The following is a 23737-nucleotide window of genomic DNA, read 5'->3' on the forward strand; positions in this document are numbered from 1 at the left end:
AGCGATTATCTGTAAAGGTTAGACAAAACAATGGCGATGATCGACAGGCCTGCAAGCACTAAACTCGCGGTCCTGTAGCCACGGTCGACCGTCGCGTATTTGGTGCGATCGGGCGTTACATAGATTTCGTCGTTGTTCTGTAAGTAATAATATTCTGATTCAAACAGCTTCTTTGAAGTGAGGTCGATAGGAATATACTTGCGTTTGCCATCTTTCTCCCTGATCAGGATCACGTTTTTACGCATACCCGTAATATTCAGATCCCCCGCTAAACTCAGCGCCTGCGTAATGGTCGTACGTTCGTTTTGCAGCGTATAGGCGTTTGGTTTCGCCACATCTCCGAAAATAGAAACTTTGAGGTTAGCGATCCTGATGTTCACCATCGGATCTTTGTAATACGTCAGCAGTTTCCTGGTCAGGATTTTTGATAAGGAATCTGTAGTTAATCCCGAAACCAGCGTACTTCCCAGCAGTGGCAACTGGATGCGGCCATCTTCTGCAACCAGGTATCCTGTAAGTGGATTTTCACGTGAGGTGTCGAAGCTATTTCCATTGACCCTGTTGAGGTTATAATTAAATATCGCTGAAGATTCCGGTGTTCTGCTGGTGACGTTTATTGCCAGGATATCCGCTGGTTTGATCGTTAACGGAGTGTAGTTATCAATTGTTTCTGTAGTCTCCTTTGTGTGATCAAGATCCTGGAAATAAGGTATAGTTTTATATGAACCGCAGGAAGTCAGCACCAGTGATAAAAGTATAAGAAAAGGAGTAAAGTTTTTAATCATAAAATGTTTCGTATCGGTTTTTGTATATGCAGTAATAGCTTTAAAATGCGTTTTCTTCTCCTTTGAAAATGTTGGTGACCGTCATTACCATGATCTTAATGTCCAGTCCGATGCTCCAGTTGCCCAGGTACCAGATGTCATGCTCCACCCTGGCTTCCATCAAATGCGTTTCTTTTGTTTCGCCACGATAGCCGTTCACCTGTGCCCAGCCACTAATTCCTGGTTTGAGGAACTGGCGTGTCATGTAAGTATCAATCAAAGTGCTGTAGTATTCGGTATGTGAAATCATGTGTGGCCTTGGGCCGATGATACTCATGTCGCCCATCAGCACATTGAAGAACTGCGGAAATTCATCGAGGCTGCTCTTTCTCAGGAAGCGGCCGATCGGCGTAATCCTGTCATCATTTTTACTGGCCTGTCTGGAGCCACTTTGTGTGTTCATCTTCATACTCCTGAACTTGTAACACCAGAAAGGCTGGTTATCGCGACCTGAGCGCAACTGTTTAAAAATCACAGGTCCCGGGCTCTGTATTTTGATGATTAGTGCCAGCAGCGGATACAGCCAGCTCAGGATAAAGACAATCACCATTGAGCTCACAACGATATCAAAAAAGCGTTTCTGAAAGCGGTTAGCGATATTTTCCAGGGGTTCATTTCTGGTGGTGAGCACCATAAAGTCGCCACTTTCGTCATATTTAAAGTTGCTTTCCGGCGTCATGAAATCCGGAACAAACTTAACCCGGATACAATGTTTTTCGCCTTCAGTGATGAGTTCCTGCATCTCGACAATCCGTCCTGGGTCGATGCAGACATAGAGTTCGTAAATTCCCGCTTTCACTGCTTCCTTGAAACTTTGGGCACCAGAAAAAGAAACAATTGCGTCACCAGAAGCGCTGAGCGATAATCCATTATTGACGAAACCTCTGAAATTTAAGGCCGACTGTGATTGGAGATACTCGGCGAGACGCCCTCCACCCTGAGACATCGCCATGATCCCTACCGACTTTTTCATATCGGGATTATTGGTAAGCAGATTTTGGAGGGTTGTTCCGGTATAGCGACTTAAGATGAAACCAAATATTGTGAGCAGGTAAAACCCTGCAATGAAATGCGCCGGAAACATCAGCAGCTCCATGATGAAGAGGTATGACATGAATAAACTGAAGTGGAGAATCAGGCAGGCTGCAGTCGTTTGATAGATATATTTTACACTACTGATTTTGTTGGAAGAATACATTCCGATGGTGGCCGAGCATACCAGCCAGATCATGTTATTAATGATCAGTGTATCCCTGAAAATCTTTTCGTCGATGGCAACAAAGTACTTATCTGCAAGGTAGTACGCGAGGAAGAAACACATATTGACCAGGATAAAATCGGTCACCCCCAGCATGAAGCGTAATAAAAAGAAGTATCTGTTCACCATATGTGCGGAATATAAAATGATAGTAATGCGCTTGTATACAACTGATCAGAGTGAGAGCTAAGATGTTACCACTTGAGAGTTGATTGCAGGAAGGCAATTATCATACAAATCCAGATGGAGGATACCATTTTATCTAGGGGGAATCAGGGAATATCCGGGCTGTATTGTAGTATTTTATCATTATAACAGAATTGATACAAACAATTAAAAACAGCACTTAGGGAACATTAAAGCATCATAATAAGCACAGAAATTTATAATTTGATGAAGATTATTGTCTTCAATATTAAATTATTGTTAAGACCTCCAGATCTATTTTGTGTATTTCAAAATTGTGGAACTATAAATCACAAAACGGGAATTTAAAACCACAATATGTGGCAATAAATCTATTTGTGTAATTATGGGGAATTTCGAGAGAGCACCAAAACCTACTTGTTTATTTGGGGATAATTTTGATTTGATTTACAGCGAATTACACTTATAGGTGGTATGATATATAAATATTCCTAAAAATGATAAAATGTGTAACCGGGATTTATACTCCCCACATTTCCCCAACATGAGCAAAGTGTTACAACGAATAATTATTAGGAAATAGAGCTGAGAAGTGATGCTTTGTAACGATGCCTTTACGTTAAAACATTTATTTAGAAAAGATAGTATATGAGCAGCAGGATGCCGATCACACAAAGATTACTCAGCACAAAGAGGCCAATTATCTGATAAACAGACAACTTAGACTTTTGTTCTTTCGAATCTCCCTCAGTTTGAGGTCCCAGAAATCCTTTCTTTTTCTGAATCATATAGCTAGTATACATATTTTTTTAAACTTGGCATAATGAAAAAATAAAAGTTTCAGTTAATTAACAGGTATTGAGCTGTAATTGTTTGATTTACTGGTATAGCTATTGAACCTACCCTATCAAATTAGCTCAAAATGAACAAAATTTATTTAACGCTTTCCAGGCTTGTCTTCGCGATAAGTGATCTCTTTCTCGTCAACCTTAGTTTGTTTCTCTGCTTTTATTTTTTTGCGGTACACGCAAATCCACTGGAGCCATCTTCCATTTGCGACTTCTCGGTTTCCTCGGGCATCTGGATCTTTTCCAACTGGCTATTTAATTCGTACGACCCACATACAATTGTGAAGTTCAAAAATGTACGCCGCGCTACATTACGTAGTGTCAGCTTATATCTTTTGTTATTTATCCCTTATCTTTTGATATTCCGTGCTACGCCTAACAGCGCAGCTTTCCTGTTATCATTTACGGCGATCATTACGCTTAGTTTCACACTGACACGTTATACTTATACCACTTTCGAATATCTTCTGATCAAACTCATTGATAAAGATGAAGCGGTGAATGTTTTCGCCATCGCCTCTATCGGCGGACACTGGGTACAATTACTGCGACTGATGCCTTTGTTTAATATGAATGATGTATCCTTTGTTTCAACGAAGCCAGGCTTGAAGGATACTGTAGACGGACATAAGTATTACCTCGTGCCTGACGCCAACAGGAACAACAAAACGGACCTGGTGAGATGCTGTCTCTCCATTGGGGCGAAGATCGTCTTTGCACGACCAAAGGTGATCGTAACCACGGGTGCTGCTCCGGGTTTGTTCGGCATCTTCATCGGGAAGGTTCTCGGCGTAAAAACGATCTGGATCGACAGCATCGCGAATGTCGAAAAGTTATCCCTGAGTGGGAAAATCGCAAGCAGAATGGCCGACCGCGTGTATACGCAATGGGAACACCTGGCTACTCCAAAGATTATTTATGCAGGCAATATCCTGGAAGGATGATCTTTATCACGACGGGCACGCAGGAGCCATTTGACAGATTAGTAAAGGTTGCTGATGAAATTGCAGCGCTTTTACCAGGGGTAATTTTTAAAGTGCAGGCTTTCACTGCGCAGTATCAGGCTACACATATTGATGTGGTCAACTTCATGACTCCATTGGAATTTGAAGAAAATATGAAGAATGCGAGTTTGATTATCAGCCATGCTGGTATGGGAACTATCATTTCTGCACTGGTTAATATGAAACCTATCATTGTGATGCCAAGGATGATGAAATACAAGGAACATCGTAATGAGCATCAGTTTGCCACAGCAAAAAAACTGGATGCGTTACAGTATGTGGATGTGGCTTATGATGAGAATGAACTGCGCTCGAAAGTCCTGGAGATGTGGCCCGACAAACTTCGCTGCCTGCATCAGGTGGGGAAATTCGCCTCTCAGCAACTGATCGACTCCCTGCAGACTTACATTAAGGAATAAAATGAGCCGACCATCACTGGCCGGCTTTTAAATTTACAATATTGAAGGTACTTTTCTTGTACCAATCTTATGAATTACCAGGCTGGCATTGATCGCGGTAGCTACCGTGGTCTCTTTTAACAGGATCGTGAGCTCCATCGCTACGCGTGTTGGTGTTCCGGTATTTCCAATCGCCACAGATGGTGTTCTCAAAGTATATATCTTTCCTGTGGTCATCGTGTTTGATAACTGATCGAGCGCCAGCAATGAATCTGCCCTTGCCAGTTGTGAAAAGGTGGAAGTATAAACGAAGTACGTCACGTTGACGCCGACAATATTTGGGTCGTTCGTTACAAATTCATATTCTGCAAATGCTTCCATGATATCTCCGATAGCCGGAGGGTTTACCGTAGAGTTGTTTTTCATGGATACAAGTTGGTTGGCACCCGTATAAGTACCGGTGATATTGATTTGCTGAGTTCTGATACCCGCATTTGATAACACCACTCCATCTACGTTCGCCCCGGAAGCGCCCCTGTCCAGTTCATAGCTGGTGGCAACTACCCCGGTTGCCCCGTTGGTCTTCACTCCTGCCGTGCCGGCAAAGTAAAGGTTCAGGTTATAAGCCGTATCAACCGCCAGTACATCGGCTACCCGTCCGGCTTTGCTCATGCTGTTCAGAATGTCTGCCACAGCCGTGCCCAGTATCGCGGCACCAATGGAGTTGAGGTGCAGGCCGTCATAGTAGTACGCTGCGTCATTCATAAAGATTTCTGCATCAATGACGGTGATGTCATCAGACGACTGGGTGCGGATCCAGGTGTTTACTTCCTGTCTTTTGATCTCGTTTGCCGGTGTCGGGATGTTTGCACCAAACCTTGGGAGGATCGTGATGGCGATTACTTTTGCACGGACAGCGATGAAGCCGCTGTGCAATCTCCGCAGGTTGTTGATGATGGTTTCAGAAGTAGCGGAAGTTCCCAGATCGTTTGTACCACCCAGCACAATAGCTATTGCGGGGTTTAGGGCCAGGGCTGCGCCGAGCCTGTTGATCATGTCGGTTGTGGTATTCCCTGACACGCCTTTATTGCCGCCAATGGGCATGTAAAACCTGTTGTCGGAAGCGATCGCGGCGTAGGTGGTATACCCTCTGCTCTGATAGGAACTTCGTGTCGGGGAAATCACAGCGATGCCGGAAGCGGTTAAACTGTCGCCCATAGCTACGATTCTGGAATTTACCGGAAATAAGGATGCGGCTGCATCAGCGGTTGTCGGAGAAAGATTCTGTTGTTGGCTCATATAGCAGTAAAAATAACATTTATACTGACAGTAGCGTGTTGGTTTTAAGGTTTTTAGTAGGGTTTTCTGAGTTTTTTTGTTCAGCAAAGTATTGTAACGAGTTCCAGAGTTTTGTTAAGTTTATACTTCAGTAGTGATTTGCAAAGCGGATGCTGCTCTAGTGCAAATTATTGCAGCCACTTCCAGCGTTTTGCCCAGTTTCTACTTCAGTAGTGATTTGCAAAGCGGATGCTTTTCGCGCGCAAATTATTGCAACCACCTCCAGCGTTTTGCCCAGTCCAGCAATATATCGCTGCGCCACTTACGAACGGTCTCTCCGCCCTGCCAGATGCCGTCAAACAACTGTGGCGCCTGGCGGTCGGTGTACCAATTTGCACCCAATTGATAGTTTGTGGTGCGTGGCTTGCCCGGCCAGATATTCTCAACTACAAAAGTTCCGCTTTGTTCTTTAAAACCGGGGATACCCGAAGTGACTTTGTAAGTTAGTGTTTCTGATCTTTTTGGCGAGTACCTGATGACATAGTCGCCCTTATCCAGATAGAACCCGTCCCATTGCTGTTCCCCGATCTCGGCCTGTACCGTCATTGTAAAACACGCGGAATCTGCGGGGATGTTGATTTCAGGGCCTTTAAAGTGGAATTCTACGATGGAGAATATAGTGAGCGTGTCGGCAGTAGTGGTGTTGTGGTTGAATACGATCCTCGGACTGCTGTTGAATTTTTCGTAACTGCCGCCCCAGTTTTCACGCGAAGGATCATTGGGATCTCCATCCATCATGTACAGCAATGAAGGTGTGTCCCCCATTTTGACTTTGCCCTTGTAGCGGTTTTTTTTGAAATCCTTGCCCAGATATCCCGCTTCAGCAATATAGTTTTGATAGTAATTTTGATTACTCAAACTATCAGGAATATTATTAGTTGAGAAGAAACCATAATAAGAAGAGTTGGATTCAATCATCCAGAGGTTCGGGAAGTTCTGCGCGATATATGCATAGCTGTTGGCGCACCATTTTTTGTTGGGGCCACCGATAAAGTATACTTTGATCTTATTTTGGATATCCGGGGCATCATGCAAAGCTTGAGCCAGATCTTCCATTCCTCCCCAGATCAACACCCATAACGGCTGGTCGCTTTTCTTTTGTGCACATTTGATGATCCAGTCTGATCCCTCAGTAGGTTTGTCGTAACCTTTGTAGGGTGCCGCACCATGCCTACCTTGTTTTGTAATTGCTCTTAGCTGAGCCGGGCTAGCATATCCTTTGATATGTTTGCTTAGTTTCGGGAGGTCTTTTTCATAAAGATCTATCATTCTCAGGATTTCACCTTTAGTGCCATCGCCGTATGATGGTGAAGAGACCAGACCTTCCAGGTTAAATTGTTCATTGTACATCAGCAGATGCGCCATCGACTGGTTATCATCAGGATCGGTGCCGCCAATATCTGTACTGATCAGGACTCTGGGTTTTAAGGGTACAAATTTCTGAGCGAAAGTATCAAATGATAATACGGCGAGGGAACACAGAAGAAAGAGTTTGCGCATAGCTGACGGTGTATATTTGGTTCAGCAAGCTTACATATAATCTTTTGTGATATCGATTGATAAAGGAAGTATATCTGTGCAATCGTTTGCAGGTCAGTGCTTCCGAGGAAAAACTAATCCACCTGTGACCATCAAAACCTTTCGTTATTTGCGTTGTTTGAGAATCAGCACTTATTGCTCAGACCAATTATGACTCCATCTCGGGTACAACAGCATTCATTTTTTTTCCGGAACGGACTGACTATCTTTTTTGTAGCGCTATTCCTCGTCACACTGATGGCCCAGGCCCTAACAGGCTGGAAAACTCACAATCAAGATCTGAAGGATGATCAGGCGCAGGAAATCGGGTTAGGCACCTATCTGCAAAGCGGTCACTTTATATCAGCCACTTTTGAAAACTTTGAAAGTGAATTCCTGCAGATGTCTATGTATGTCCTACTGACGGTGTACCTGCGCCAGATCGGCTCTGCGGAATCAAAGCAACTGGACGAAAAAGAGGAGGTGGATCGCGAGCCGGTACCTTCTCCCGATGCTCCCTGGCCGGTTAGAAAAGGCGGCTGGATACTTAAATTGTACAATCATTCCCTGTCCATATGTTTCGGAATCCTGTTCCTGACGAGCTGGATTTTGCATTTTTATGGCAGCTGGCAGAACCACAATGTAGAGCAGCTGGCGAAACACTTACCGCGGGATACCGTTGCTCAGTACCTCGGACAAGCGGAGTTTTGGTTTGAAACCTTTCAGAACTGGCAAAGTGAGTTTTTGTCGGTTGCCTCGATTGTGTTCTTTACCATCTATCTCCGTCAGAAAGGCTCCCCGGAATCGAAACCTGTAGATGCTCCGCATATGGAGACGGGTAAATAACAGGAGCTTCTCCCAGCTATTTTATTGATAACTCTGATTAACCTGCTGATATATATCACTTAATAGTGAAAGGAATATTCCTTATCTTGATCCTGTTATCAGAATATTCATTTATAGTTTCAGATCATTCAAAATCTAATCAACAAAACAATGAAAATTACAGTAAAAGACGGCACGGAAATTTATTACAAAGATTGGGGAACAGGACAACCTATCGTATTCCATCACGGGTGGCCGCTATCGGGCGACGACTGGGATACGCAGATGATGTTTTTTGTTCAAAAGGGCTACCGCGTTATCGCACACGACCGCAGGGGTCATGGGAGGTCGACTCAGGTTTCTGAAGGCCACAACATGGATACCTATGCAGCAGATGTGGCGGAACTGACTGCGCATCTGGATTTAAAAGACGCGATCCACATCGGTCACTCGACAGGTGGTGGTGAGGTGATCCGCTATGTAGCGAAATACGGGAAAGACCGTGTCGTAAAAGCAGTGCTGATCAGCGCTGTAACACCAATTATGATACAAAGTGAATCGAATCCTGATGGCGTGCCGCTGGCCGTGTTAGATGGTATCCGTGAGCAGACCGCGAACAACAGACCGCAGTTTTTCGCTGATTTTACGATGCCCTTTTACGGATACAACCGTGAAGGTGTTACTCCTCACCAGGGAATCCGGGATAACTGGTGGCGTCAGGGCATGATGGGTGGAGTGAAAGCTCATTATGAGGGGATAAAGGCTTTTTCAGAAACTGATTTTACTGAAGACCTTAAGAGTGTGGAGATCCCTGTTCTGGTGCTTCATGGCGAGGATGATCAGGTAGTTCCTTACGGTATCACAGGTCCTAAATCTGCGGAGTTATTAAAAAATGGAAAGCTGATTTCGTATCCGGGTTTTCCGCACGGTATGCCAACTACAGAAGCAGAAACTATCAATGCTGATTTGTTGGCTTTTATAGAATCATAATTTTTTATTACAAGCTGTTTTCTTTTGGGGAAGCAGCTAGTATTGAATTTACGCTTTAACAGCAAATTAACTTTAATCCAAAATTATCGCGGTATATTGCAATATCAATTCAGTATTATGGCGAGCAATACAAAACACCGACTCATATTTGACTTACCTAAATCAGAGCGTGATTTATCACTCAGAAGCGCATTAAATGAGGCTATTCAATTAGCTATTGAGAAAAATCAACCCTTTGTCTACAGAAATAGTTTATGTATCCAGCCAAATTATTTTATTCATGAATATCCTGATGGGAAAAAATTTCTAATTGCCCAGAATCAGAATAATTCTGAAGAGACTGTGCTTAGAGAGCTGCGCTGAAGCATGTTCAAAGTGGTTCTGTGCTCACAGTTTCATCCACGAATAACTCCCCTTCTTTGATCGAACCATCATTGCTGATTTTGCCGGAAAGTATACTTTGTCCAGTTATCGCAGGGTTATTACCTCTGCCACCGGGCCACTTTCCGAAAGTATCATTAATATGAATGCCAACGATGTGCGCCGCTTGCAGGCCGAAGTCGGTGCAGTTCTGTTTGTTCAAATTGTAAGTCATTCCTTCAAACTTTTGTGTGAGCTCAAGGATGTTCTCGAAGCTTCTCCTGGAGATAAACTTGCCGAGCACTTCATCCCAGAGGTGACCGGTATCGTCTTTAAATGTAGCCGAGGTTGTAGGTGCCAGTGGTGTTGCAGAAAGTACCTGGTCTTTGTCGGGGTAAAACCCGAAGGACGTTGAAGCGTAAGTCGAGTCTGAGTTATATTTGATGAGAGTGATGAAGGTATGGCCGGTATTGACGCCTACGAAGATCTTGGGTTTGCCCGGAGCGGGTTGTTTGACATGAAAAAGCAAGGCGTAAGCTACTGCTGTTTTGCCGTCATTGAAATTGCTGACAATTTGTGGGAAGGTAGTGGGGCGGCTTTTCTTGATTCTTTTCCTGTGTTTGCTGGCGGCTTCAGTTTTTAGAAGCAATGCGGTAGATTGGACGACGGCGTCATCTTTGGAACTAACTTGTAAAGCGCGGTATTTGATGGTGTATAAACTATCATTTGATATGTTGTCATCAGGATCATTATCATTTACCCGGGCAGCTTTGAAAAAACATTTCATTGCGAGAGGATATAATTTCAGGCGCGCAAAAACATTGGCCATGTGGTAATAGAATTTTTTGTTTGTGCGATGCTTTTGATCGGACATCCCGAGATCGTTCAAGTAGTTCAGTAATTTGTTCTGTTCTCTTGAAATGCTGGCCGCTGCTGCAGAATCTGATGTCGATTGCGGAGTTGTTGCGACGTGGGTCAAAGTATAATTTCTATCTATGATGCTTGTCGCCCCCGCCCGTGATTGGGTTGATATATTTGCTGATGTTAAGGTGTTATTTGATACCTCTGGAAGATAAACTTCCTGAGCTCCTCTCTGCACTTGGGCATCTATTGATTTTGACACCTCTGGAAGATAACTTGACTGAACTCTCTTCACTTGCGCATCCACAAATGTGACAGAAAATAGAATAACTGCGAAAACTGTTGTTTTGAATAACAACGCGATACGGGTAGTCATGCGATGAAATTTATGGATAACGAATGTGCGAACTCAGGAACGCGATTGAAGCAGAAAACCGTCACAGCGGGAGCAACAGTTCTCAAATACCCCGATACAGGGTCAGATTACCCGCAACAACAACAGCACATTCGAAATACCGGCAGGATGTTTCTAAGATGACTTCTCAGAAAATTTCCTTTAGAGGGCTGGCTTCCTATGTTAAATGTGCTTTTCATGCGATAAAGCAAACATATAAAATTATATTTAAATCTACCAAGACAGTAGACTTAAATTATCAGAGAAAGCGAAAAAACTTATCTTTCAGCCTTCAACTTATCACGGTGTTTGGCACCCCAGCTTTCCAGGGCGTTTAGTACCTCATCCAGACTGTTTGCATATTCAGTAACATTGTACTCCACCACTACAGGCGTATCGGTATGTACAGTACGCTTAACAAATCCGTTTAACTCTAACTCCTTCAACTCATTAGACAAAACCCGGGCAGATATTCCTTGTACAGAACGCTGGATCTCATTGAACCGGCAGTTGCCTTCACGAATGGAAATAATGACCCGCAGTTTCCACTTCCCTCCGATTACATACAAGGCATCACCAATATTACTTAGTGCACCCTGACATTCTGAATAGGTCTTCTTGTGTCTGACTTTTGCTTCCAATTCCATAACTATCTGATTTACATTAAAGTAATGAAAAGGTTAGTACTAACCTTTTGTATAGTACTAACATTTAATTAGCAAATATACGTAATATTGGCCATTATAAAATTTGAATGATTATTATTATGAAAAAGATACTTCACATTATTTCGAGCCCAAGAGGAGATTCGTCGATGAGCATTAAACTGGGAAATGCGATCGTAGAGCAAATCAAAGAGACCTATCCGGGCAGTACAGTTACGGAAAGAAATCTGGTAACTCAAAAGTTTCCTCACCTGGAAGAGTCGCACATCACTTCGTTTTACACGCCGAAGGAACACCATACTCCTGAGAACGCTGCAGCAATTAAACATTCTGATGAAGCTATCGCAGAAATCCTGGATGCTGATATTATCGTTATTGGTGCGCCACTTTATAACTTCACCATTCACTCTGCGCTGAAGGCCTGGATTGACCATATTGTACGTAAAGGGATATCTTTCGACTACGACGAGAATGGCCCGAGAGGTTTAATCACCGGCAAAAAGATTTATCTTGCCGTAGCTACCGGCGGTGTGTACTCTGAAGGTCCGATGCAGTCGTACGATTTCGTTGTCCCTTACATCAAGACTATACTGGGCTTCCAGGGAATGACTGATGTGACTGTTTTCAGAGTTGAAGGAACAAATGTTTCTGAGCTTGCAGCTGACGCGTTACAAAATGGATTGAATAGTATAGTTATTGACTAAGTTCAGTATCATAAGCAGAAAGGGGCTATCAGCAGGTAGCCCCTTTTTTAATGCACAATCCTGATGTTGCAAAAATACTGTAATTCATATTTTACGCCGCTCTTTCAGGCATCTGCCTGTAAATATTCCCGTCCAACTGACATCCGCCTTTAGCATGATCAGGATGTTTAGAATCAATAGTCGGATCATTTGGATCAACATTAAATTTAGGTTTGCCCCACTGTTTGAAGAAAAAAGGAACATTTGACGACTCGCATTTCAATTTAATGTAATCAACCCAGCGTTTTTCCAGAGGACGGGCTTTCGCACCGGATTCTCCGCCTACGATCACCCAGTCAATATTTTGAAGATCGAGGGTCTTTACTTCATCTATCAGTGGTTCAATTGACAAAAATTTTGTTTTAGCAGGTGTCAAAGAGAGATCTGTGATTCTAGATATATATTTTTCACTTTCAACAGACACCCCCATCCAAATATTATCCGTCCACTTCAGTTCATTAGCGATCTGTAATAAGCGCTCTGATCTTTTTGTCAGCACCTGATAAATATGTTGAGGCGTATTGTTCATCACTGCGAATACAGCCTTTATAAAATCTAACGGCACCTCAGGATGAAAAAGGTCACTCATAGAGTTTACAAATACTATTTTAGGTTTTTTCCAAGTGAAAGGAGTAGCTAAGGTATCAGCATGAGTCCTCACCTTAAAGCCTTCACTATACTTTTCTAAGCCCATTAATTCAAGTCTTCTGGTCATTGTCTCCGCATAACAATTTTTACAACCAGGACTAATCTTCGTGCAGCCTGTCACTGGGTTCCAGGTCAGCTCTGTCCATTCTATATTTGATTGTGCCATATGTAATTTTTTTTAATAAACGAACGTTTTTAAATTATAGCTAAATTAGGCACGACCTGTAAGAAAATCAAATATGGATTAAGAGAGATATTATTATTTTTAATAAGGCCAATATGGACAGTATTACTGAATAATCGTATCTGCAAACCGCTCCATTTCCTCTAACTGCGGGCTGCATTGCAGCAAAAAGAAATTTACCCCAATCTTTTCAAACTCCCCGATCTCTTCCTGTACCTGTGCAGGCGTACCTACAAGACCAGTTCTGAGGCCCCGGTTGGAAACCGAGTAATCATATAATGATACCTGCTGTTCCAGTTGCGTTCCGGAAATCCACTGCTGGTAGTTCTTGTAACCCGAACTTCCCTCCTGCACATTGGTGATCCGGTCGAGTTCCTTCTTCACTTCAGCATTGCTGTTGCGGATGATACTGTAAGCGGCAACGCCAAACTGCATTGGTGGCAAGCCCTTTTTATCACGACGCTCCGAGAGATCGGCAATACGGCGGGCAATCAGCTCCGGAGAGTCGCCATGCATCACATAACCATCACAAGTGGAGGAAATCAGATCTTTGGCAGCTTCAGATTCACCACCAGCATAAATGGGCGGACGCGGAGAAGAGATTGGCTTCGGCTGCAGGATGTTATCTTTTACCTTATAAAACTTCCCTTCGAAAGTATAGTTATCTTTTTTCCATACGTTGTCCAGTACTTCCAGCCATTCCGCAGATCTCGCATAGCGGTCGTCATGCTGCTCGAAGTTCACGCCGTACTTCTCCGCTTCGTCCTTCCACCAGGAAGAGACGAGGTTTAGGGAAAGCCTCCCACCACTGATGTGGTCGATGTTTGCGGCTTGTTTCGCCAGTAATGCAGGATTGTGAAAGGTAGGTCGTACTGCAACCATCAATTCCTGTTTCGAGGTCACGGCAGCCAGTGCAGCGGCGGTCGACCAGGCGTCGAGTGAAGGTGCATGTTCTCCTTTGATATCATTGAGGTTCAGCTCTGCGATGAGCGCGAGGTCGAACCCAATCTCTTCACTGCGAATGGCGAGGCGTTTCACATAATCCCAGCTGGGCTGCATCTGCTCATCCTCGACGTTCCGGAGCCATCCTCCGAAAACGGGTAACCAATATCCGTATCTCATATCGAATAGCTTGTTTTGATACCTTTGACCTTTTCCAGTTCTTCTTCGAGGAAGTCGACCAGCCGCTCATGCGGGTTGAAACCTATCACATTGACGGCATCAGCGACGAAATTTGATAAAGCGTTGATATCATAGTATAACACTTCACCATCACGGTCGTCAATGATATACTCAATACCACCGACATCAATACCGCTTTCCTGCACGATCTTCTCAATATTCGCGATAACTTCCGCCGGAGGTGTATATGCTTCGACGCGCAGTCCGTTTTTCGGAGCATCAACTGCACAGGCATTTCGGACCAGTTCCTGACCACCGATAGTCTGGCAGATATCGGCAGGACAAAGATTAAAGCTGTCACCATTGGTGTAAACCCTGATCGCGTAAAGATATTTGCCGCCAAGAGTTTCGACACGGGTAATATATCCGCCTCTGGCTGGAATGAACTCCTGCACAAGAGCAGTGTGGTCAATACCAAAATCGATCGCGTTATCGCTAATGGCAGCCTTTATGGCATCAAGAGAATCAAACTTCTCAATTCCTGCACCGCTACCACCAATATTGGCTTTAATGACAATGGGAAAACGGAGTCCTTCGGCAGCTTTTTCGATCTGGGAAACGTGGTTAACCACTCTTGATTTCGGATAGCGAATGTTTAGTTTTTCAAGTAAAAGTAGTTGCAGGGCCTTAGATGTTTCGTAAGTAAAAGCTTTGTATCCGTTGATTACGCGAACACCATGTTCCTCCAGAAATTTCAGGTAATTTAAGGTGTAGAATGTTCCTTGTATCCCTTCCCGCAGATATGCCGAAGGACTCATCCGGTTGAAGAAGAGATCAAAGGAAGGTTTCGCTCCGTCTATGGCGAAGTAATGCGCCGTCGGGTTGCTCGTTTGGAAGTTTATACCCCGTTTATCAAGCTCTGCGAAAAGAGGTTTGAACCAATCAGTTTGTTCATATGATATTGCTATTGCGCTCATATTTTGATAATTATATTTGTATACCAATTTACTATACTTTAATTGAAAAACTGAATTTTCATTGATTAATTTATATCACTTTCTCATCATTTCTCAGTCCAACCTTTCGCTACCGATGAGCAAAATCGATCTGATTTCAGAGGCGTGAGGGCGGAATCGAACCGCCGTAAAAGGTTTTGCAGACCCCCGCCTGACCACTCAGCCACTCCGCCTGATTAAAGCAGAAGGAACGTGATTGCTCCTTCTGCATTTGTATTTATCTTCAAAATTCTCCTGCCCTGTCATCGCAATCCATGACTATCAAATCCGAAAGATATTCCTGCAGGAGCCAAAGCACAAAGCTCCCTCAAGGTCTTTTCTATTATCTATATCCGCTGTTCAATTCGAAAGATATTCCTGCAGGAGCCAAAGCAAAAAGCTCCCGCAGGGTGATTTCTCTTATCTATATCCGTTGTTCAGCAAATTCCCAAAGAAAATCGCATTCAGGAACAAACGCCCTGTCCCTAACCAATATCCCCTGTAAGTCGGGTCATCTGCAAACAGAATCACCTCACCACTACCACTTGCCGTAGCAATGATCGCTGCAGAGTTCGCCACTTTGCCGATGTTGTTTTTCGAAGAATACCCATTCACGAAAGGCTTCGCAGAATACTGCGCAACCGTTGCGTACTTGTTGGCACTTGGCAGCAATAAAGTCGGGCCGTTTTTGTTAATGAAGAGCTTCCGCGATGTTACACCGAACGCAATCGGGTGCGTGATATCCAGATCCGCGAGGAAGATCGCGCCATTGATCCTTTTCGAACCTTCCACATCTTCCTGTCTCGCGTAATCCAATCTTTGTGAACCAGGTTTTGCTCCTGCATCCAAACCACCTTTGGACTTGTCTTTACCGGCAGCGGCCGAAGAAGACCGTGATCCTTCAGCAGATGTGGCAGAGCCCGATGATCCGCGTGATGCATTTCCAGCACCGGAAGAGTAACCCGCGTCACCAGATCCTGATGCACCAGCAGATCCAGTTCCAGTGGCTGAGCCCGGTGAAGCAGCCGAAGTCGTCGTGGCAACCGCAACCTCGCCTCTGCGAGAAAAGTTATCCGTCTCGCCCAACTTCTCCTGCACAAGACCCTGCTTCACTGCCCATGCCGTAGCCGTCTGGAAAGTAATCAGCGTTCCGCCATCAGTCACCCAGTTTTTGATCTTGTCAACTGTAGCTTTATCCCAATCAGAATACGTACCTCCCGGTAAAACCAGGACATTGTATCTGTTCAGTGGTGCACGTGCAAAATTCTGCAGATCCAGTTTCGTCACTGGCAGATCCAGCTGCTGGTTCAGTAAAAACCAAACCTGACCTGCTTCGGAAGCTGTCACACCCTGACCAAAAGCCAATGCTACTTCCGGCTTGCGGAGCGACTTGATATTGTTACTCCCGAGGTCGATACCCTCAGCACTAAACCCAGTAGACACCGGCAAAATCTCCACGTTCGCAGAAACAGCCACAGCCTTCAGCGCCGCGTATAAAGAATCCGGAGAAAGATTCTGCCCCACGACAGGAATCACCAGGGATCCTGGCAGGTAAGTCTTCCTCACCGTACCAGCCGGAGCACCAGAACCACCAGATGCTCCTGCGCCAGCCGATAAAGATTTTGAACGCTTTGCAGCAGAAGAAGCGGAGCCGGAACCTGCATCGCTGCGAGAAGACGAACCAGAACCTTCAGGAGATGAAGATTTTGAACGCCCTGCAGCAGAAGAAGCAGAACCAGAACCTGAATCGCCATCAGAAGACGAACCTGCGGTAGCAACATTAACCCCAAAAGACTTAAAAGCAGTCTTCACCAATACCTTCTTCAGCTGCAACTGATACAGCGCTTTCGTAAAGTTATAATCTGTAGAATTAATCAAATACGCATACGCAGACTGATCCCCCACCAACTTACCCGTCTGAGAAGCAACGCTTTTAACAAGAGCCCCTTTACCAAACGCACCATTTAACTTCGCATACTTCAAGCCATACGCATGCACGATACTCCAGCCCGTATTATCATAAAAGATACTATCCTTCAGCGTATTCTCTTCAAAAATCGAATGCACAATCATGAAATTCGGCTGTGCCGAAGGCACGATATAAGCCTTCCCTTTTTCAAAAGACTTTCCATCCTGCGTCACCTTATCCTGAACCTCATACACCTCCACATGATGCTGCAACAGCAATCCCAGAAACTTCTGCGTAAGGTTCACATCATTGGCATCCCCAAAGACAAAACCTTTCGCAGGATTCTTCTGACCCTGCTGAAGCCCATATTTAAAAAACTCCTTCTGTACCTTGAACAAACCAGATTTCTCCTCCACAGCTCCCCTGATTGTAGAGAAACTCGTTGCCAGATGATTGCGGATCGTGAACGCAAAGGTCAGCGGACCGTTGGACGACTCCTGAAGAATACCGCGTGAACTCGCCTGCTCAAAGGTCGCAGCTACAGAGCCAAAGAATTTTGGGTAAGTGGACCCATAAATCGGCGAAAGGTTATCATAGTTCTCCTTCGTAAAATAGAACGAACCGATATCATCCAAGGCTTTTGCATGATACTTCGCTAAAACCACCTGAAAATCATACAGAAACTGCGGGATGATCGGACTTTCGTGACTCTTCGGCGTAGGCTCAAAGTAATACGTCGCGTTTGCCCCCTGCTCATGGAAATCGATCTGCACATTCGGGTACCACTGGTGAAAAAACGCCAGTCGGTTGCGACTCTCCACCTGCACCAGGTTCAGCCAGTCGCGGTTAAGGTCTGTGAAATAATGGTTTGTCCTGCCGTTTGGCCAGCCTTCCACATGCTCCTTATCCAGAGGATCGCCCACTGCAGGGAAAGAATGATAAGCATTGTGCCAGTTCGCCGCGCGATCGCGACCATCCGGATTCAGACATGGGTCGATAAAAATCACTGATTCCGAGAGCCATTTCTGCGTTTCTGCATCATTGCTCGCCGCGAGGTAGTAACCTGTCAGCAAGGATGTTTCAGTGCTAGAAGTTTCGTTTCCGTGCACTCCATACCCTAGGTTGATGATCACCGGCGCCGCAGCAGCCAATACAGGTTTCGCAGGATCGATCTGGTTCAAATGCTCCTGCCTGATCTGCTCCAGCTTCGCATAGTTTGCGGGCGAAGTAATCGTTACGATAATCTGCTCACGCTGTTCGTAAGTCTTCCCTATACTCTGCACATGCACCCTATCCGACACCTTTTCCAGCTGCCTGAAATACGCCGCTACCTGCTCGATCCGCGTATAGTAAGTCCCGATGGGATAACCCAAAAATGCTTCCGGCGTCGGGATTTTCGGATCTAAAGAACCCGCCTTCGGAAAGAAATACGAGTTTTGTGCCGATGCCTGGTTGACCCAAAGAACACCAAAAACGATCAGCAGCTGAGTTATTTTATATAATCTGTTCATATCAAAAGTTTTATAAAAATTAATACCCCGGGTTTTGCACAACATCCGGATCTGACTGGATATCAGAATATGGAATCGGGAACAACCAGTAATTCCTGTTCGTCACCCCTAATACAGCACCTGCCCTCTCCGTCCTCACCAGGTCAAACCAGCGGTGCGATTCAAAGGCGAACTCAATCCCGTTCTCATCCTCAATCGCCTGTAGCAATCCAGCCTGCGTTGTAGCCGTAGTTGGAGGGACATCCGCCCTTGCGCGTACCGCATTCAGATCCGCCGCAGCTTCAGTCAACTTATTCTGCTGCGCCCTTGCTTCAGCGCGGATCAGGTATAATTCCGCAATGCGGATGAGATATGAAGGATCCACACCAGTGGCAGTTGTATTGTAAAGCACACCGTAAACCGTAGTACCCGTTCCCGCAATCAGCGTATTCCTTGTACCACCTACTGCAGGATTATTTAGTTTCGCCACCAGCGCATCTGAAGGCTTCAGCGTATACTGACCTCCCGCAGAACTTGGGTACCACAGGTTCCAGTAGGTATTCCTGTCATTCGCAGAGTAAGCCAGTTCCAGCACAGATTCAGCCGTTTGGAAAGGCGCTGTAAAAAACGACTTATACGGTTTTATCAAAGTATACTTCGTATTGCTGATTACCTGCGAAGCATAGTTCTCTGCATCCGCCCATTGGCGACGATACAAGTGTAACCTGGCACGCAATGCCCTTGCCGCACTTTTCTGCGCACGGTTCCTCACTGTAGCATCTTCGGGAAGCAACTGCTCCGCCTGCACCAAATCCGCCAGTACCTGATCATACGTCTGATCCAGCGTACTCCGTTTGATACCCTTCAGCACACCCAGGTCAGAAGTCGGCACCAGCTGCAGCTGCACACCACCCCATCCGCGACCCAAATCAAAATAAGCCAGGGCGCGAATAAAATACGCCTCGCCCAGGATCTTGTTCCGCTCTGCGGTAGTCAGCAAAGGATCGCCCACTGCCGGCAGGGAAGCAATCACACTGTTCGCCGAGTTGATCGTCCTGTAGATCGCCTGATAAGCCGCAACCGTAATCACGTTATCCGTAGGAATCGCATTCTGATCCAGCTGCAGGTATTCACTCAGCGTCCCGTTGAAGATCACATTGTCTGTCGTGATCGTCCCCAGTGTCGGATAATGGCGTGCGTAGTAACTCTGCACCCTGTCGTAAGCACCCGTGATTGCCGCCCTTGCCGTCGTTGCGTCTACGATAGAACTTTCTGTCGGAAGCGCATCATTAGGCACCTCTTCCAGGAACTTTTTGCAGGAAGCCGAGAGCAGGATAAAAGCGATCAGGATTCCGTTTTTGATATATCTAGTATTCATATTCTTCTCAATAAATTATTAAAATGTCACGTTAGCACCTACCTGAATTGTCTTTGGCTGAGGCACCGTCGCCCAGTCGTAACCCACCGTATTCTGGTTGTTCGACTGAGAGCTTACTTCCGGATCCAGACCACCGTATTTGGTGAAAGTGAGCAAGTTTGTACCCTGCACATAAATCCGTAGTTTACTTACACCGATCCTGCTCAGCACATCTTTCGGCAAGGCGTAACCCAGCGTCAAGGCCTTCAACCTGATGAAAGAACCATCTTCCAGGTAACGCGAGGAAAGACTCGCTACTGTACCCCCGTAGTTATTTGCAGCACCACCGTTTTGTGTAGGATTTCCACTGTAAGTCGTTAAACGAGGGATATCCGTCACATCCCCCGGGTTCTGCCATCTTTCCAGCTGACGCGGCAGGAAGCCGATGTTCGCCTGCGTACCGCCATGTACCATAAAGAAATCGTTCATGTTCATGATCTTGTTTCCCTGCTGGAAGTAGAAGAAAAAGCTCAGGTCGAAACCTTTGTAGTTGAAATTATTTGTCAATCCACCAGTGTATTTCGGCAGCGCATTGCCCACAATCTGGCGGTCGGCCGAAGTGATGATACCATCCCCGTTCAGGTCGTCATACACCGCATTTCCCGTTTGAGGATCCACGTACAATTGCTTGTAAAGCTGGAAAGAGTTTACTGAATATCCCTGTCTCAGGATCGAAATATTACGTCCCGAAGCACCTAAACTGATATCAGAAGCTAGCTTCTCTATCTTGTTCTTATTGAAGGAGATATTGAAGTTTGTTGTCCATTGGAAAGCATCAGATTCAATGTTCGTCGAGTTGATACCCAGCTCGAAACCCTTGTTCCTCACCGCACCATAATTCTGCAGGTACGACGCGAAACCTGAGCGGTAAGGCACCGGCACATTCAACAGCAGATCATAAGTGTATTTGTTGTAGTAATCCGCTGTGATACTCAACCTGTTTTTGAAGATGCTAAAATCCGTACCCACGTTAAACTGACGCGTTGTTTCCCAGGTCAGGTCAGGGTTGATCAGCTGCGTCGGCTCGATGCCCGGCTGCTCCAAATAGTTCGCTCCCGAAGACCAAAGACCCTGCGCCGCATAAGCTCCGATCCCGTTCTGGTTACCCGAAAGTCCCAAACTCGCACGCAGTTTCAGCTCGTTGAAGAAGTTCAAGTCCTTGATGAAATCCTCCTGACTCAACCTCCAGGCTACACCTCCCGAAGGGAAATAACCCCAGCGTTTGTTCGTACCAAATTTCGAGGAACCATCCGCACGGATACTTCCGTCGATCGTGTACTTCCCGTCGTAGGTATAACTCGCTTTACTAAAGAACGACAGCAACTTCGTTTCTGAACGCTGCGCCGATCCTGAGCGCGTCGCCGCTACGGAAACCGACCTCAGGCTATTTGCTGCGAAACCCGTTCCTGTAGCGGTAGTACTTTGGTTTAAGACCGTGTTGATCGTATTGCCGACCAGCGCGTTGATGTTGTGTTTTTTATCGGCACCCAGCGTTTTCACAAAGCTCAGCACCTGCTCATTGGTCAGCACCTGGTATTTGTTTTCCGAAGAAGAAGCCGAACCATTCGTTGCGATACCCGCAGAGATCAGCGTGCTCGAATAACTGTTGTCGTACTCCGAAGTATTATCGATACTCCAGCTGCTGCGCAGTTTCAGTCCCGGGATGATGTTGTACTCGCCGAAGATATTGCCGATCGTCCTCCATCCTACGGCATTGTTATCCAGGTTTTCGATCAGCGCCAGGTGGTTGTCGAAACTTCCGTACCGCGCATAAGTACCATCGGCATTGTAGATCGGGAGGTACGAACGCGGGAAAAGCGCCGAGTTGATCACCCCTGTCGGGTTGTTATCGCTACCGCTGAGTTTTCTTTCGGAGCGCGTGAAGTTAATACTCGTACCGATCTTCAGTTTATCAGTGAGGTAGTTATCATAATTTAACCTGCCGGAATATCTCGTGTATTCAGAAGGTTTCACGATCGACTCCTGATTGAGGTAGCCCAGACTGATGTAATACGTACTTTTATCCGTACCGCCCTGTGTGGAGAGCTCGTAATTCTGACTTCTTGCCGTGCGGAATAAACCACTGATGCGGTCGTAGGTAGGCTGACTTGCGGGATCCGGGAAAGGCAAAACCACCGTGGAAGGATTCTGACCATTGTCGCGCGCCGTGTTGATCCGCGACTCGTTGGTCAGCAGTGCCACCTCCGGTCCGCTCGCTACTTTGAATTTCTCCACTGCCGTGGCCCATCCCTGGAACGTATTTAGGTTGATGTTGGCTTTAGTGTTTCTCGTACCGCGTTTGGTAGTCACGATAATTACTCCATTTGCGCCAAGTGATCCATAAATCGCAGTAGCATTGGCATCTTTCAGGATCTGGATATCCTCGATGTCTGAAGGATTGAGATCTGCCAGCGGGTTTGATGCTGCCTGCTGACCCAAACCTGCGGTGATCGGATCGCTGTTGTTCACGAAAACGCCGTCGATGATGTACAAAGGATCTACCGAAGCGTTGATCGAGTTGTTTCCTCTGACGCGGAAAGTAATCCCTGCTCCCGGAACCCCGTTATTCGTCGTGATCTGTACACCTGTGGTTTTTCCCTGAAGGAGCTGGTTAAAACCTCCGCCGGGTTGGTTCTGTACAGTTGATCCTTTGATACTGCTGATGGAACCCGCGATGTACTTACGTTCCTGAGTACTGTAGCCGGTTACGACGACATCATTTAGTTGGTTCTGTGTTTCCTGCAGACGGATCGTCACAGGGCTTCCGTTAACGGTGAGTTCTTTTTGTTCGTAGCCGAGGTAACTTACGAGGAGGATATAAGGAAAACTCTGACCCGTTCTGAAGCTGAACTTCCCTTCGGAGTCGGCAGATACGCTGTGGGTGGTGCCTTTGATCCTGACTACTGCGCCGGGTAATGGCTGGTTGGTCGACTGGTCGAGGACTGTCCCGTTCAGTGTGGATTTGATGGTTGGGTTTACCTGTGCGAAGGATATGGCAGACCAAAAGACGCACAAAAACAGGTAAACACCTTTTTTGTAAAGATGATTCATTTTTTTGTTGTTTAGGAAAATTTAGGGCAAAGCATTTCCATCAGCCTTGTGCAGGCGGTCAGGAATTGGTTCTAAAGGGTATTAGACAGGGTGATCCGGAAGGGATCAGGAGGAATTAACAGCCCGTGCTTTTACACATCGGACAGGAAGCAGGTTGGTTTTTTGCTGAATTTTGCAGCGAAGTAGTGGTGTTCAGGAGAATATTTCCCGCAATTTCTGTAGATGTACTGAGAGGTAAAGCGTGTTTCATGATCGTAACAAATATAATGTCTACTGAATTAGTAGTACTAATTTATGAGATAAGATTGGAAACTGCAATTTTTATTTTTTTCTGGGGATTTTGGGACGAGGGTTGGCAGAATATAATTTCTTTCAATTGAACATATTCCCTTTTAATTGACCTTATTAGCTGATATAAAAAGCACCTTATTCTGAAAAGCCCTCTGAAAAAATATTGTGTCGATGTTTGGAATATTTGCTATTGAACAGACATAAGTCACACAAATCAATGTTTTCATATAATTTAAATCTGGCTCACTTGGCCTTACAGGATGTATGAATTCCTCCGAGATTTAAGATATGAAAATCGTATTGAGGATCCTGTTAGCTGTTCTTGTATTCCTGTTTTTGCAATGGGTCATGCTGGAGCTTTATAAGATTGGAACCGGACCAGAGCCTCACCGATCAGTAAATCCTTATTCGGTTTATAATGGTAAGATGATTTAAGCCCGTGGCTGCCAAGTCACGG

Annotated in this window: 19 protein-coding genes and 1 tRNA gene; 6 read left to right on the plus strand and 14 right to left on the minus strand. The window is 45.4% G+C overall.

Annotation, left to right across the window (positions count from 1 at the left end):
• Positions 1-5 precede the first annotated feature (5 nt).
• From OQY15_RS01460 to OQY15_RS01470, 3 genes are all read right to left on the minus strand, one after another.
• On the minus strand, positions 6-785 hold the full coding sequence (locus OQY15_RS01460; RefSeq protein WP_265786851.1) for a polysaccharide biosynthesis/export family protein: 780 nt from the start codon (positions 783-785) through the stop codon (positions 6-8).
• A gap of 40 nt (positions 786-825) precedes the next feature.
• Entirely contained in the window at positions 826-2211 is a 1386-nt protein-coding gene (locus tag OQY15_RS01465) for an exopolysaccharide biosynthesis polyprenyl glycosylphosphotransferase (protein ID WP_265786854.1), read from the minus strand.
• Positions 2212-2861: 650 nt separating this feature from the next.
• Positions 2862-3017 (minus strand): hypothetical protein, encoded by a 156-nt coding sequence (locus OQY15_RS01470; protein ID WP_265786856.1) that lies wholly within the window; start codon positions 3015-3017, stop codon positions 2862-2864.
• Positions 3018-3151: 134 nt separating this feature from the next.
• On the opposite strand from OQY15_RS01470, the gene OQY15_RS01475 reads away from it, so the two are divergent.
• Together OQY15_RS01475 and OQY15_RS01480 are read left to right on the plus strand one after the other, a co-directional pair.
• A complete protein-coding gene (locus OQY15_RS01475) occupies positions 3152-4021 on the plus strand; it encodes a hypothetical protein (protein WP_265786858.1) in 870 nt (289 codons plus the stop codon).
• Positions 4018-4500 carry a glycosyltransferase gene (locus OQY15_RS01480; protein ID WP_265786859.1) on the plus strand — a complete coding sequence of 161 codons (483 nt, stop codon included), beginning with the start codon at positions 4018-4020 and terminating at the stop codon, positions 4498-4500. The genes OQY15_RS01475 and OQY15_RS01480 overlap by 4 nt, the downstream gene beginning before the upstream one ends.
• Before the next feature lie 33 nt (positions 4501-4533).
• On the opposite strand, the gene OQY15_RS01485 is transcribed toward OQY15_RS01480, so the two are convergent.
• Both OQY15_RS01485 and OQY15_RS01490 read right to left on the minus strand, forming a co-directional pair.
• Entirely contained in the window at positions 4534-5778 is a 1245-nt protein-coding gene (locus tag OQY15_RS01485; RefSeq protein WP_265786861.1) for an SGNH/GDSL hydrolase family protein, read from the minus strand.
• Positions 5779-6024: 246 nt separating this feature from the next.
• The gene (locus tag OQY15_RS01490; protein WP_265786863.1) at positions 6025-7317 is read right to left on the minus strand and encodes a nucleoside hydrolase-like domain-containing protein; all 1293 of its coding nucleotides are present in this window, start codon (positions 7315-7317) and stop codon (positions 6025-6027) included.
• 189 nt (positions 7318-7506) lie between these two features.
• On the opposite strand from OQY15_RS01490, the gene OQY15_RS01495 reads away from it, so the two are divergent.
• The 3 genes from OQY15_RS01495 to OQY15_RS01505 all read left to right on the plus strand — a co-directional run bounded on the left by OQY15_RS01495 (position 7507) and on the right by OQY15_RS01505 (position 9513).
• Complete coding sequence (locus OQY15_RS01495) at positions 7507-8181, plus strand: DUF6766 family protein (RefSeq protein WP_265786865.1); 675 nt, start codon at positions 7507-7509, stop codon at positions 8179-8181.
• Between the two features lie 150 nt (positions 8182-8331).
• Positions 8332-9150 (plus strand): alpha/beta hydrolase, encoded by an 819-nt coding sequence (locus tag OQY15_RS01500; RefSeq protein ID WP_265786867.1) that lies wholly within the window; start codon positions 8332-8334, stop codon positions 9148-9150.
• A gap of 24 nt (positions 9151-9174) precedes the next feature.
• Positions 9175-9513 (plus strand): hypothetical protein, encoded by a 339-nt coding sequence (locus tag OQY15_RS01505; RefSeq protein ID WP_265786869.1) that lies wholly within the window; start codon positions 9175-9177, stop codon positions 9511-9513.
• Between the two features lie 7 nt (positions 9514-9520).
• Here the strand turns inward: OQY15_RS01505 and OQY15_RS01510 are convergent, their stop codons facing one another.
• Together OQY15_RS01510 and OQY15_RS01515 are read right to left on the minus strand one after the other, a co-directional pair.
• Positions 9521-10747 carry a hypothetical protein gene (locus OQY15_RS01510; RefSeq protein ID WP_265786871.1) on the minus strand — a complete coding sequence of 409 codons (1227 nt, stop codon included), beginning with the start codon at positions 10745-10747 and terminating at the stop codon, positions 9521-9523.
• Positions 10748-11043: 296 nt separating this feature from the next.
• On the minus strand, positions 11044-11412 hold the full coding sequence (locus tag OQY15_RS01515) for a helix-turn-helix domain-containing protein (RefSeq protein ID WP_265786873.1): 369 nt from the start codon (positions 11410-11412) through the stop codon (positions 11044-11046).
• Between the two features lie 119 nt (positions 11413-11531).
• Between OQY15_RS01515 and OQY15_RS01520 the strand changes: the two genes are divergently transcribed.
• Positions 11532-12134 (plus strand): NAD(P)H-dependent oxidoreductase, encoded by a 603-nt coding sequence (locus OQY15_RS01520; RefSeq protein ID WP_265786875.1) that lies wholly within the window; start codon positions 11532-11534, stop codon positions 12132-12134.
• Between the two features lie 91 nt (positions 12135-12225).
• Here OQY15_RS01520 and OQY15_RS01525 read toward each other — a convergent pair whose 3' ends face one another.
• From OQY15_RS01525 to OQY15_RS01555, 7 genes are all read right to left on the minus strand, one after another.
• On the minus strand, positions 12226-12987 hold the full coding sequence (locus OQY15_RS01525; RefSeq protein WP_265786877.1) for a phage Gp37/Gp68 family protein: 762 nt from the start codon (positions 12985-12987) through the stop codon (positions 12226-12228).
• A gap of 123 nt (positions 12988-13110) precedes the next feature.
• Positions 13111-14127: an LLM class flavin-dependent oxidoreductase gene (locus OQY15_RS01530; RefSeq protein WP_265786879.1), complete on the minus strand. Its 1017-nt coding sequence runs from the start codon at positions 14125-14127 to the stop codon at positions 13111-13113.
• Complete coding sequence (locus tag OQY15_RS01535) at positions 14124-15104, minus strand: hypothetical protein (RefSeq protein ID WP_265786881.1); 981 nt, start codon at positions 15102-15104, stop codon at positions 14124-14126. Before OQY15_RS01535 ends, OQY15_RS01530 begins: the two co-directional genes overlap by 4 nt.
• A 140-nt stretch (positions 15105-15244) precedes the next feature.
• A tRNA-Cys gene (locus OQY15_RS01540) sits at positions 15245-15316 on the minus strand.
• A 226-nt stretch (positions 15317-15542) separates the two neighbouring features.
• The gene (locus tag OQY15_RS01545; RefSeq protein ID WP_265786883.1) at positions 15543-18542 is read right to left on the minus strand and encodes a M14 family zinc carboxypeptidase; all 3000 of its coding nucleotides are present in this window, start codon (positions 18540-18542) and stop codon (positions 15543-15545) included.
• 19 nt (positions 18543-18561) lie between these two features.
• On the minus strand, positions 18562-19899 hold the full coding sequence (locus tag OQY15_RS01550; protein ID WP_265786889.1) for a RagB/SusD family nutrient uptake outer membrane protein: 1338 nt from the start codon (positions 19897-19899) through the stop codon (positions 18562-18564).
• An 18-nt stretch (positions 19900-19917) separates the two neighbouring features.
• On the minus strand, positions 19918-22989 hold the full coding sequence (locus OQY15_RS01555; protein WP_265786891.1) for a TonB-dependent receptor: 3072 nt from the start codon (positions 22987-22989) through the stop codon (positions 19918-19920).
• Positions 22990-23737 lie beyond the last annotated feature (748 nt).

It is taken from the genome of Pedobacter sp. MC2016-15 (assembly GCF_026239695.1).
Taxonomy (GTDB): Bacteria; Bacteroidota; Bacteroidia; order Sphingobacteriales; family Sphingobacteriaceae; genus Pedobacter.